This window comes from Prolixibacter sp. DSM 2831 (genome assembly GCF_056493735.1).
The window spans coordinates 4666248-4679490 of sequence record NZ_CM151379.1; the positions used below are offsets into that span (position 1 = coordinate 4666248).

General features: G+C 46.2%; 10 protein-coding genes. 7 read left to right on the forward strand and 3 right to left on the reverse strand.

Features of this window, described 5'->3' with window-relative positions; all coding sequences use genetic code 11:
• Positions 1-67 precede the first annotated feature (67 nt).
• The gene (locus AC060N_RS19340) at positions 68-955 is read right to left on the reverse strand and encodes a tetratricopeptide repeat protein (protein ID WP_479525146.1); all 888 of its coding nucleotides are present in this window, start codon (positions 953-955) and stop codon (positions 68-70) included.
• Between the two features lie 269 nt (positions 956-1224).
• On the opposite strand from AC060N_RS19340, the gene AC060N_RS19345 reads away from it, so the two are divergent.
• The 5 genes from AC060N_RS19345 (at position 1225) to AC060N_RS19365 (ending at position 9214) form a co-directional block, all read left to right on the forward strand.
• Positions 1225-4290, forward strand: coding sequence for a glycosyltransferase family 117 protein (locus AC060N_RS19345; RefSeq protein WP_479525147.1), 3066 nt, complete (start codon positions 1225-1227; stop codon positions 4288-4290).
• Between the two features lie 113 nt (positions 4291-4403).
• On the forward strand, positions 4404-5117 hold the full coding sequence (locus AC060N_RS19350; RefSeq protein ID WP_479525148.1) for a polysaccharide deacetylase family protein: 714 nt from the start codon (positions 4404-4406) through the stop codon (positions 5115-5117).
• A 171-nt stretch (positions 5118-5288) separates the two neighbouring features.
• Entirely contained in the window at positions 5289-6557 is a 1269-nt protein-coding gene (gene purD, locus AC060N_RS19355) for a phosphoribosylamine--glycine ligase (RefSeq protein ID WP_479525149.1), read from the forward strand.
• Between the two features lie 13 nt (positions 6558-6570).
• A complete protein-coding gene (locus tag AC060N_RS19360) occupies positions 6571-7557 on the forward strand; it encodes a DUF6427 family protein (protein WP_479525150.1) in 987 nt (328 codons plus the stop codon).
• 4 nt (positions 7558-7561) lie between these two features.
• A complete protein-coding gene (locus tag AC060N_RS19365; protein WP_479525151.1) occupies positions 7562-9214 on the forward strand; it encodes a carbamoyltransferase C-terminal domain-containing protein in 1653 nt (550 codons plus the stop codon).
• 3 nt (positions 9215-9217) lie between these two features.
• Here AC060N_RS19365 and AC060N_RS19370 read toward each other — a convergent pair whose 3' ends face one another.
• Together AC060N_RS19370 and AC060N_RS19375 are read right to left on the reverse strand one after the other, a co-directional pair.
• Positions 9218-9997: a peptidase MA family metallohydrolase gene (locus AC060N_RS19370; protein WP_479525152.1), complete on the reverse strand. Its 780-nt coding sequence runs from the start codon at positions 9995-9997 to the stop codon at positions 9218-9220.
• A complete protein-coding gene (locus AC060N_RS19375) occupies positions 9987-10739 on the reverse strand; it encodes a hypothetical protein (protein ID WP_479525153.1) in 753 nt (250 codons plus the stop codon). Before AC060N_RS19375 ends, AC060N_RS19370 begins: the two co-directional genes overlap by 11 nt.
• Before the next feature lie 504 nt (positions 10740-11243).
• Here AC060N_RS19375 and AC060N_RS19380 point away from each other — a divergent pair.
• Both AC060N_RS19380 and AC060N_RS19385 read left to right on the forward strand, forming a co-directional pair.
• Positions 11244-11981, forward strand: a complete 738-nt coding sequence (locus AC060N_RS19380) for an ABC transporter ATP-binding protein (protein WP_106540704.1) — start codon at positions 11244-11246, stop codon at positions 11979-11981.
• Positions 11974-13230, forward strand: a complete 1257-nt coding sequence (locus AC060N_RS19385) for an ABC transporter permease (protein WP_479525154.1) — start codon at positions 11974-11976, stop codon at positions 13228-13230. Before AC060N_RS19380 ends, AC060N_RS19385 begins: the two co-directional genes overlap by 8 nt.
• The last annotated feature ends 13 nt before the right edge of the window (positions 13231-13243 follow it).

The window sequence follows — 13243 nt, forward strand, 5'->3', positions numbered from 1 at the left end:
CCTTTTCCCGGTAGGCAGTATGAACTGTTTCCCGGGAAAAGGTTCTTTCCTTATTTTTAAACAGAGCTTATTCTGATTTATTCCGCCAGTAGTCCGATTTTGACTTACTGTCTAACCGGGCGTAAATATTGGCCAGATATGCCGCATATCGTTTCGAGGGATGAGCCGCATAGAGCTTTTTAAATAAATCGCGGGCCGTACGGTAATCTGCCGAAATTCCTTTCAGCGCCTTCAGCAATTTGCTGTACTGACTACGGGTATGATTCTTTTCGTAAGCAGCCATCTGATTTTTATACCGCTTTTCTACCGAACTGTACAACAACCGGGCTTTCCGGAAAAGAGCATCTTCATTCGTAGGATCTAATTTCAGCAGCATCTCCTGTGCCTTATTCAATTCCGGTTCTCGGTTCAACGACTGACAAACCTCGAAGTACATTTCCACGTAGTCCTTGTTGTTTTTCACGTCGCTTTCGATGTAAGGCCACTCTTTAATAGCCTGCTCGTAGTTTTCACTTTCTACAAGCGCCTCGAAATAACGTTCCCGCGCCTTCAGTGCATCCGGACCTTTCACATCAAATGAAAAATAATAACCCAGTGCATCGAGCTCTTTCGACAGGTTATCGATTTTATGGTAGTGGTGTGCCAGGTACAACCACATTTCCGGAGAACTCTGCCCTTTCAATCTCGCTTTATCGTACCATTGAAAAGCCTGTTTGTCATCGCCGGCCTTAGCCGCAGCCTTGGCTGCTTTCAAGTAATTATCAGGAGTAAAAACAGCGCCGACATTTCCGTAATCAGCAATAATTTGTCCCCATGCGGCAGTTGCTTTGGCGTACTCACCCTTGTTATAATACGATTCGGCATTATTGGTTAACGCTGTGAAGTTTTTTGAAACGGAACAGGAAGCCATTAAAAGGGCAACTAGTCCGATAAGAATATATCCCTTCAATCTCACATCTACAGTTTTAGAAATTAAAAGCATCAAAGGTAAGTCATTTTGTTTCACCAACCCAAACAAGCATTCCAAAAACGATTTTCTTAAAAATTGTAAATATTTGATACATATCCGGCTGCAACTTTTATTTTTGTTAAATTAGATTAATCAAAAAAAGCATAGTACCAGATAAATTAAGCATTACGTTTCGAGTTGTCCTGTGAAGGAAGGTTTTATATCTTCGCACTTCCAGTGAAGAACAAGACAGTTAGCGAATCAACGTGACAAACATGAAAAAATACAATCTTTACAACAACATTACCGGTTGGCTGGTATTCATCGTGGCCGCCACGACTTACCTGTTAACGATGGAGCCCACTGCAAGTTATTGGGACTGTCCTGAATTTATAACAACGGCCTACCGGATGGAAATCGGACACCCACCGGGTGCGCCGTTTTTTATGCTCATCCAGCGTTTCTTTTCGCTTTTTGCCAGCTCTCCTTCCCATGTGGCTATCATGATGAATTCATGGTCGGCTATCGCCAGTGGATTGACGATTCTCTTCCTCTTTTGGACGATTTCGCACCTGGCACGTAAAATTGTACTGAAGAATGGTGAAGAACCGACGACTGCGCAACTGATTGCTATTCTGGGAGCCAGCACCGTCGGCGCCTTAGCTTATACATTCTCCGACACCTTCTGGTTTTCGGCCGTGGAAGCGGAGGTTTATGCAACCTCCTCGTTGTTTACCGCGCTCGTTTTCTGGGCTATATTAAAATGGGAAAACGAAGCTGATTCGCCGGGCTCCAAGCGTTGGTTAATATTTATTGCCTATATGATTGGCTTGTCCATCGGTGTTCACTTGCTGAACCTGTTGGCCATTCCAGCCATTGTATTTGTATACTACTTCCGAAAATACAAAGTCACCAAACCGGGCCTGGCTATCGCGTTCGTTACTGCCATTGTTCTTTTGGCATTCATCATGTACGGCGTTATTCCGGGAGTTGTGAAAGTGGCTTCGTGGTTTGAACTGCTTTTCGTTAATTCCTTCGGAGCACCGTACAACACAGGTGTAGTAATTTACGCCGCACTGCTGATTACTGCGGTTATCTGGGGATTACGGTATACCATCAAAAAGAAGAAAATTTTGGCCAACACCATTTTGCTGGCCTTTACCGTTATTGTCATCGGGTATTCTTCTTATGCCATTGTGGTGATTCGTTCATCGGCCAATCCGCCCATGGACCAGAACAACCCGGACAACGTCTTCGGTTTGCTCGCTTACCTGAACCGCGAACAATACGGCGATCGGCCACTGTTTTACGGGCAGTACTACGATGCACCGCTTGATCGTCAGGATCCATATACACAGGGAAAACCCGATTATGTAGAAGATCACGGAAAATACATCATATCGAATTACAAACAGCATCCGAACTTCGACAGTCGTTTTGAGACTTTCTTTCCCCGGATGTACAGTTCCGATCCACAGCATGTCTCCGATTACAAGTCGTGGGTACACATAACAGGGACAAAAATCCGAACGACGGACCGAAACGGAAACCCGAAGGTTCTGGTCAAACCGTCATTCGCCGATAACCTTGCCTTCTTCTTCCGATACCAGGTAGGCTGGATGTATTGGCGATATTTTATGTGGAACTTCTCAGGAAGACAAAATGATATTCAGGGACACGGCGACATTCTTCGTGGTAACTGGATTACCGGGATTAAATTCCTGGATGCAGCACGACTGGGGAATCAGAATAATATTCCGAAGGTTTACGCCAATAACAAAGGTCGAAATACCTACTTCATGTTGCCGTTGATTCTTGGACTGCTTGGAATTTTCTTCCAATTAAATTCCGGGAAGCGAGGGAAGCGAGACTTTTGGGTGGTCTTCCTACTCTTCTTCATGACAGGTATAGCCATTGTTCTCTACCTGAATCAAACGCCACACCAGCCGCGTGAGCGAGATTATGCTTACGCCGGCTCGTTCTATGCGTTTGCCATCTGGATAGGGCTCGGTGTGCTCGCGCTCATCGATATACTGAAGAAAGTGACGCCGCCGGTATTGGGTTCCATTCTGGCTACACTTATTAGCCTGTTTGCGGTACCTGTATTAATGGCCAGCCAAAACTGGGATGACCATGACCGGTCGAACCGGTATACGGCCCGGGACTTTGGGGCCGATTATCTGAAGTCATGTGCCCCCAACGCCATCTTGTTCACCAACGGTGATAACGATACCTTCCCGTTGTGGTACGCCCAGGAGGTAGAAGGTATTCGTACCGATGTGCGCGTCTGTAACCTGAGTTATCTGCAGACCGACTGGTATATCGATCAAATGCGGCAGAAAGCTTACAAGTCCGATCCGCTTCCGATCAACTTTACGCACGACCAGTACCTGGAAGGAACAAGAGATCTGATTTACGTAATCAATCAATTGAAACGTCCGGTCAACCTGAAAGAGGCTATCGATTTTGTGCGATCAGACGACCCGCGGACAAAACTGCGGCAAGCGGATAATTCATCATACATTCCTACAAATGAACTGTTCTATCCGGTCGATTCTGCCGAGGTGATGAAAAACCATGTGATTACGCCTGAGCAGGCCAAGCACATGGTAAAACAACTCAACATTAAACTGAAAGGTCATTACATCACGAAGGATGAGTTGATGATCCTGGACATGATTGCTAACAACGACTGGAAGCGCCCGATATACTTTGCCATCACGGTAGGAAGTGACAAGTATCTCAACCTGCAGAACCATTTTATGTCGGAAGGATTCGCTTACCGCGTTGTTCCAATGGATTTCAAATCTTCAAACGGACAAATTGGTGGCGTAGACGCTGATACCATGTATAATAACATGATGCACAAGTTCAAGTGGGGTAACATGAACGACCCGAATGTCTACCTTGACGAGAACAATACCCGTATGGCCATGAATGTACGTAACAACTTCGTCCGCCTGGCCGATGCGCTGATAGCCAAAGGCAGAAAAGATTCAGCCATCACCGTGCTCAACAAATGCGAAGAGATTGTCCCCAACAGCAAAGTTGAATACAACTACTTTAACCTGCTGATGGCTGAAGACTATTTCAAAGCCGGGGCCAATGACAAGGCGAAAAACGTACTGAACATTATGCTCAGCAATTACGACGATGAATTGAGTTATTTCTTCTCGCTGCAGCCGAAATTCCAGAAAACCATCCAGGATGATATTCAACGACCACTCTTTATTATCCGGGAAATGGCTAAAACGGCTGATAAGTATGGAGAGAAAGATCTGGCCAAAACATTGAGTGATAAATTCACTACTTATGTTCAAATCTATTCATCAACTAACTGATAAATAACGGCTACAGGTAAAGTAATTTATGCTAAATTTGTTTTTACGGCATAAATTATTTTACCTTTGCGCCGTATTGAGGTATTGCACGGCATTACCTTTAATCCAACAGAATGAGACTGAAACCTCAGGTACATTTACCTCGACATATTACAAAATGGTTTCCGGCAGCCATCTGGCGCATTCCGGAAGAGGACAAAAAAGTTGTTTATCTGACCTTTGACGACGGCCCGATTCCCGGTGTTACTCCATGGGTTTTGAAACTCCTGAAGGAAAATGATATCAAGGCTACTTTCTTTTGTGTTGGAGAAAATGTGTTCCGTTATCCCGAAATTTTCGAACAGATAGTAGAAGACGGTCATGCCGTTGGAAATCATACTTATCATCACATTCAGGGATTGAAAAGCGAGAATGTCTCCTACTTCAAAGACATCGAACAGGCCAATCACCTCATCGGCTCGAATCTTTTCCGTCCACCGCACGGTTGGTTGAAACGCTCACAATACCATTTCATTTCACAGAAATACAGAATCATCATGTGGGATGTTATCTCATGTGATTATAACCAGAATATCACCAAAGAAGAAGTTCTGAACAATGTGCTGAAGTATTCGCGTCCCGGAAGTATTATCACGTTCCACGATTCGCTGAAAGCTGAGGGTCACCTGCGTTATGCCTTGCCTAAAGCAATTGCTGAATTGAAAGAACGCGGATACGAATTCCGCAAGATTGAATTCCCGAAAGAACGTCGTCTTTTCAACCCGGTTCATCGCCAGCGTTTGCAGAAATTGCGGCAAACCATTCGCCAGGTACGGCGCTGGGCATAATCCCCTTTTTCCACAATCTGCATACAGATTATTTTATCAACGTCTTCGCATGACTGACGCAGGATAACAGTGCCCCACACCGTCGATTTGTTTCGCTACCGTGCAATAATTGAGTATATTTGCCGACAACTGAAAGAGCACAATCATCCTGAACAAAAAAGAACCAATCGCATGAAGATTTTACTCGTTGGCTCCGGAGGCCGGGAGCACGCCCTTGCCTGGAAAATCAAACAAAGCCCAAAAGTTGACCAACTGTTTATCGCACCGGGAAATGCCGGAACTGCTGAAACCGGGACCAATTTGAACATTGGCGTAAGCGATTTCAATGGTTTGCGCGATGCCGTTACGGAACACAACATCGACGTGGTCGTTGTCGGTCCGGAAGTTCCGCTCGTGGAAGGCATTGTTGACTTTTTCGCTGCTGACGAACAGGTGAAGAATATTCCGGTGATTGGTCCCGATAAGGAAGGTGCCCGACTGGAAGGCAGTAAGGATTTTGCCAAAGATTTCATGGTTCGCCACGGAATTCCTACAGCCAAATATCTTTCGGTTACCACCGAAAACCTGGAAGAAGGCATCGGGTTCCTGAAGACGATGAAAGCTCCTTTCGTGTTAAAAGCCGATGGCCTTGCGGCCGGAAAAGGTGTGCTGATTATCGAATCGCTGGAAGAAGCAGAAGCCTCGTTGCGGGAAATGCTGGGAGGTAAATTCGGCGAAGCCAGTGCACGCGTGGTGATTGAGGAGTTTCTGAAAGGTGTGGAATGTTCGGTATTTGTGCTCACCGATGGCAAAGGCTACAAAATTCTTCCCGAAGCAAAAGATTACAAGCGAATTGGCGAAGGAGATACCGGCCTCAACACCGGAGGTATGGGAGCCATTTCTCCCGTCCCGTTTGCCGACGAATCGTTCATGAAAAAGGTGGAAGATCGCATTATCCGCCCCACTGTTGAAGGACTGCAAAAAGATCAAATCAACTACCGTGGATTTATCTTTCTGGGGTTGATGAATGTCGATGGTGAGCCGTATGTGATAGAATACAACGTTCGCATGGGCGACCCCGAAACGGAAGCGGTGATGTTGCGCGTCAAATCCGATTTTGTCGACTTGCTCGAAGGCATGGCCGAAGGTAACCTGGCAGAAAAGAATCTGGAAATTGATGAACGGGCAGCCGTAACGGTTATGTTGGTTTCAGGCGGCTATCCCGAAGCTTACGAGAAGGGCAAAGTCATTTCGAAATTAGAGAAAGTGCACGATAGCATTGTCTTTCACGCCGGAACGAAATTCGATGGCGACCAGGTGGTGACCAGCGGCGGACGAGTTATTTCGGTCAGTTCATATGGAAAAGATCGTCACGAAGCGCTCGAGCAATCCTATAAAAACGCCGGGATCATCGATTTTGAGAAAAAATATTATCGCCACGATTTAGGATTCGACCTATAAAATAGTTGTCTGTATGGTATTACGATTTCTAAAGACCAATCAGATTGTCCATTTGGTGCTTATTCCGTTAGCCGGAATTCTACTTTGGCTACCCGGTTTAATCCACCCGAAAACTTTTAATTTTTTTACAGGTGAAGCGGCTATGCCGCTTTATCGGATTACAGGCGCCTATCTGATAAAATTTCCTTTTCTATCGGCTTTCGCCGGATTAATCGTCGCAGTTCTCAGCGCCTTTCTCATCAACCAAATCAGTACCCGCTTTCAGTTTCTGCGATCCCGTTCCGGTTTGCCCGGAATCATCTACATGCTGACGGTTTCAGCGTTCCCGTCAATGCATACGTTGCACCCGGTACACATGGCGTCTCTTTTTGTTTTCCTGGCACTCATCAGCATTTTCGACACGTATCACCATTCCAACACCATACCCGATACCTTTAATGCTGCTTTTTTCCTCTCGGTGGGTTCGCTGTTTTATTTCCCGACCATCTTTCTTTTTCCCATTACCTGGATAAGCATCGCGGTACTGCAGAAGGGCGACAACTGGCGGTTGCTTTTCATTCCGCTGGTCGGCTTTGCAGTGCCATGGTTCATCGCTGGTTCTGTCTACTATCTGAATGATATGTTGCCTCAGCTTTTCAGCGTCGTTCAGGAAAATATTCACACTGCCAACATCAACATTATCAACACCCTTTCTTTCCAAATCTTATCCGGATTATTCATCTTCCTGGCCGTGCTCGGAAGTAGTTCCATTCTCAGTCGGTACGATGTCAAGAAAATCAGCTCCCGGAAGTACTTCATCATCTTTTACTGGATGGTCGCGTTTCTGGTAGTCTCTATTTTGTTCAGCCGTTCGGTCGGCATCGAGGCGATCATTCTGCTGGCCATTCCGTTTTCGTACTTTATCGCCCACTTTTTCATTTTTGCTAAAAACCGTTTCTGGCCCGAACTGCTTTTTTACCTGTTCCTTGGGACCATTGCGACGGTCATGATAATTGGTTGATCCGATGGATTCATCAAAGCCGACACTGGCCATATACGGCATTCAGGACCGGATGGAACTGGACCATCCGGGTTATGTCCACGACCACAATGTGGCGCTCATGTCGGGCGGCAAAGTGATAAAGCTGTTGCAACTGGAACGTATTAGTCGCCGAAAAAGGGACAATCATCTGTACCAGCAAATCACCGAAATCCTGCGAAAGGAGAAGCTACTCTCCCCTGCCGATTACGACTTGGTTTTTGTGGATAATGTGGTCGGACGGTCTTTCATCTCGACTGATGGACAAGCCCGGTTCGAAGCACCGTTAAACAAAAAGCTTTTCGCTTCCGCGGAAAAAGGCCGCTGCTGGTGGTATGGCAAAGAACACGATGCCTGGGTCGTTAATCACGAGCTGGCTCATCTTTTCTCTTCGCTTCCGTTCACCGGAGATATCAAGGACAACAGCCTGTTGATCCATTTCGATGGAGGTGCCAGCTTGTCCAATTTTTCAGCATGGACCTACCGGGGTAACCAATTGACACCGCTGGAATATCACTGGGATTTCAAATACCTGACCACCCTATTCAATGCCAATGCGCTGGCCTTTGGAATTATTGGAGCGAAAATGGATGACCAGAATTCCGTTCCCGGGAAAATGATGGGTTATGCCTCATACGGAAAACATTCGACTGAACTGGAACAGTGGCTAAATAAGCATCAGTTCTTTGAAGATATCTGGGGAAAGCGTTCCGTTTTTTTCCGACAGGCAAAAAAAGACTGGAACTGGCAGGGAAATTCATTTGACCAGAAAGACCCGTTTCTTCAGGATATCATTGCCACCATGCAGTATATTTTCCAGCGCGATTTCCTGAAAAAGTTAAGAGAATTACGCGAGCAAACCGGTTGCGAGAACCTGTATTACTCCGGTGGTTGCGCCTTGAATATTGTGACCAACTCACTCATCGTGAATGAAAATCTGTTCGACTTTGTTTTCATTCCGCCTTGCTGTGAAGATTCCGGATTGGCACTGGGAGCTGCGACCTATGTTGAGTGGCTGAAACACGGCAAAGTTGAGAAACATTCGCCGTACCTGAACAACTGGGGACTTCTTCCCGAAAAGGTAAATTACACTAAAGAGACGCTGGAGCAAATAGCCGCCGACCTGATGGACAACCGTGTCATTGGAATTGCGAATGGCGCGGGAGAATCGGGACCGCGTGCACTGGGAAACCGGAGCATCGTTGCCCGGGCTGACTCGGCTCAGCTGGCCCGAAAAGTGAGCATGGAACACAAAGGCCGTGAATGGTACCGTCCCGTAGCTCCCATCATGCTGGAGAGAAACGCCAAAACAGTAACAGGTCTTGACCAAATCCATCCGCTCTCGCGATACATGCTGCTGGATTTTTCTGTTCTTCCCGAAAGGAAAAAAGAGATGGAAGGCGTGGTTCATGTGGATGGTACGTCGAGAATCCAGACGATTTTTCACCGCGAGGATAATCCTTTCCTGTTCGATTTACTGGAACTGCTTGATGAAAAATATGGCTTGAAAGCCTTAATCAACACCTCATTTAACCAACGCGGTGAGCCAATCGTTCATACGGCAGAAGACGCCTTATCATCGGCTAAAGCGATGCAACTCGATGGTGTGGTGCTTAACGGAAAGTATTCGAGGCTATAACTTTTACTGAGCCAGCGATTTGTCCGACTGATGACTCCAGGTATTCTCCACATCTGCAAGTGAAACATCGTAAACCGATTGGAAATCTTCAGCAAAATGATCGCTTCGCCCTTCGGTAAACAACTTGCGGAACTTTTCCATCCCAAAACGACGAATGATATAGCCTGCAAATGAACCCGAAACCGGATAGGAGATATTGGTATCGAACTTTTCAAAATCACTGGCCAGACTTTCTATATCGGGCAAGTTACCATGAGCACTCAACGCCGCTACAATCATTTGTGAACTGCCATAGTCTGCTTCGCTATCGTAGGTTGCATGCTCCATATAAACAGCAATTCCCTCACTCAGGATACGTAAATCGGTCGGTCCCCAGCCATTAAAGGTGATGATATGTGCGACTTCGTGAGCCGAGATTCCCCGCTTACCAATGGTATAGCCATCCAGACCATAAATTACTTCTATTGTGTTGAGGATAGGAAAAGCCTGGCCGGTTTTGTCCGTAAATCCGGCATCCGCCAGATCATTAAAAATATAGGCATGGATTTTTTGATTGTAGTTCGTCCCCAGCAGTTTATTCAACTGTGTGAAAACACGTTCCTGCTCCGCCTCGATTTTGTCGATATCGGCAGCCGCAGCAGAATTCGGCCGGTAATAGTACACGTAGTGTTCCGACTTGGCCTGTAACCACGTCCCATGCGATTCCATCTCGCCGGTATCGGGAATCAGCGAGCATGCCTGGAGAACCAGCACTATAGCTATCAGCAAATACTTACTTCGCATGGAAAGGCCTAAACTTTAATGAAACGGACCACCGTTGTTCTGATAACATTAAACTGTACCGTTTATTGTAATCGCGACTATAAATATACGACCAACGGGGACAAAGTTGCATGCGGTTGGTCAGTTGAATACCGGCTTCGGCTTTTAAGCCCAATGAAAACCCACTCTCAACACCAGTGCTGTTGGCGTAGTATTTCGGACTACTTGAGTACCAGCCGACCATTCCTCTTCCATTAGTCTGCAAGTTAGCAGTTATTCCCGGTAAAATGTGCACGACAGTTCCCAAAACAGCACCACCCCTGACACCTGCCAGGTGGTAAGTCAAATCGGTACCGCCCGCATAATTCAGGTTCCAACTCCGGTAGTTCACACCTGCCGTTGGCCCGGCATAAAACCGAAACAACGAATTTTCACTCTTGGTCAGATAGCGATGGTGTTCCCAGTCAACCAACAGTTTTAGCATCTCCTGCTCCGGCGCCGATTCGTGGCTGTTGCTGTATTTCCATTTGCTGAAATTCCACATGCTAAACCGCAGCAAATCATCGTGCCTCTCTCCCGATTTAAACAGACTTATTTCCGGAAAAAGAGAACTTCCGTAAAATCCTGCAGGACTCGATTGTCTTTCATGTGAATAGTCCAACCGCGAGTAGCCTCCGCCAACACTCCATCCCCAGCCTTCGGCCCTGCTGATGGCAGGTAAAGCTAACACAAAGACTGATAATAAAAACAGTTTTCTTTTCAATCGTCCGTGATTAATTACACAATAATACCCTATCAGAATGCGCAATAGGCTGCACATTCCATTTGGACTTACTTATTTTTGCATGGAGTGCAGAGGATACTGTACGAATTTGGAAATCCGCTGAAAGCTTTAAATATAATAAGTTTTTAAGCAAATCAAGCCTTCTTATTGACAGTTTCATTGTCCAAACAACTATCGGGTAATAGTTCTCAACTCAAAAGACGAACAGCCGTACGAAATCGTACACCCCCAGTTCGATTCCGTACAATATATTCACACAGCCTCAATTGAACAGAATATGCTTCACCCCTCATTTTGTGTTATTTATATCCTTTGGCACGTCTATTGGTAAAAGCCATTTCGGGATGTAACGTATAACGTGGAAAATTATCCATCATTTGTTGTAACTATTTCGCTCTGGTGTCAGTCTAACCTTCCGGAGTTAATCTTTATACGAATAATCTTCCGCACAACTGTTCCCAACCAAAAACAAAACCTGGAAAAATGATACAGATCAACAACTTACACAAGTCGTACGTAACGGGGAATAACAGCCTGCACGTTCTGAAAGGCCTGAACCTGGAAATAGAGGAGGGAGAATTTGTTTCCATCATGGGCTCATCGGGTTCCGGCAAGTCGACTTTGTTGAATATCCTCGGCATCCTCGACAATTATGATGAAGGGGCTTATTCTCTCGACGGTCATCTGATGCAGGACCTGAACGAGACCCAGGCCGCCCGGACGCGTAACAAAATGATTGGATTCATCTTTCAGTCGTTTAACCTTATCTCCTTCAAGAATGCGATGGAGAATGTAGCCTTACCGCTATACTATAAGGGTGTTTCACGGCGCAAACGGAACCAGATGGCTATGGAGTACCTGGATAAACTGGGGTTGAAACCATGGGCCCATCACATGCCCAATGAGCTTTCCGGAGGACAGCGTCAGCGCGTTGCCATCGCCCGTGCACTGATTTCCAAACCACGGATCATTCTGGCAGATGAGCCTACTGGTGCGCTCGATACCCAAACGTCTTACGAAGTGATGGAACATTTGAAGCAGATCAATGAGGAGGGAATTACCGTCATTATCGTTACCCACGAATATGATATTGCCGCTATGACCCACAAAATTATCCGACTGAAAGACGGCGTGATTGAAGAAATCATTAAAAACGGCGATTTGAAGTCCTTCCAGGCACAGTATAACCGGAACATTAATAAATCAGAGCATCATGTTTGATATCGATGTTTGGCAAGAAATATTCAGCACCATCCGGAAGAACAAGCTCCGTACTTTTCTCACCGGTTTCTCGGTAGCGTGGGGTATCTTCATGTTGATGATACTGCTCGGTTCGGGAAACGGGTTGCAGAATGGCGTTAAACAGGAGTTTGCCAGCAACGCCGTCAACGCGATGTGGATCTGGACCGGTGAAACCAGTATGCCGTATAAAGGAATGAAAACCGGGCGTCCTATCCGTTTTAACAACCGGGACTATACCTTCCTTAAGAATAAAGTGAGTGGACTCGACGAAGTTTCTTCCCGCTTCTATCTACCAGGTGATACGAATTATGCCTACGGAAATGAATACGGGTCATTCACAACAGTTACCTGCCATCCGGCACTCCAGGACGTAGAAAATATAAAACTGAATAAAGGTCGCTTCATCAACCACAAGGATATTACCGACTTCCGGAAATCGATTGTCATCGGAAAAGATATAGCCAAGGCGCTATTCAAAGAAGAAGATCCCATCGGAAAATACATCAAGGTCAACGATGTTCCATTCAAAGTGGTTGGTGTTTGTCACGATCCGGATAACCGCAATGACCGTACAGCCTACATGCCGGTTTCTACTGCTCAGCGCATTTTCAACGGAGGTAACCGGGTACACAGTTTTGCCGTTACCACGAAAATGGTCACCTCGGAAAAACAAGCTGAAGCGATTACCTCGGAAGTTCGCGAAGCACTGGCACAGCGTCACAAATTCAATCCGGATGATAAACGTGCGATGGGTGCCTTCAACATGTTGACAGAATACCTGCGTACCATGAAGATTTTCCAGGGAATCAAAATATTCGTATGGGTCATCGGTATCGGGACCTTGATTGCCGGAATTGTGGGTGTCAGCAACATCATGCTCATCCTCGTGAAAGAACGAACCCGCGAAATTGGTGTCCGTAAAGCGCTGGGGGCATCTCCCCGCTCTGTCATCGGTCTTATCCTGATGGAGTCCATCCTGATTACCACCGTAGCCGGATATATCGGATTAACTATGGGAGTCGGTATTATGGAGGTCGTAAATTACGGACTCGAACAGGCATTCGCCTCGGGTGGTGGCGACGGAATCTTCTTCCGCAATCCGACAGTGGACTTTGGAACGGCTATTACAGCCACCTTAATCCTGATTCTTTCAGGAGCCATTGCCGGATACATTCCCGCTAAAAAGGCGGCCAGTGTAAAACCCATTGAAGCCCTTCGTGATGAATAAACTAAAGGGACTA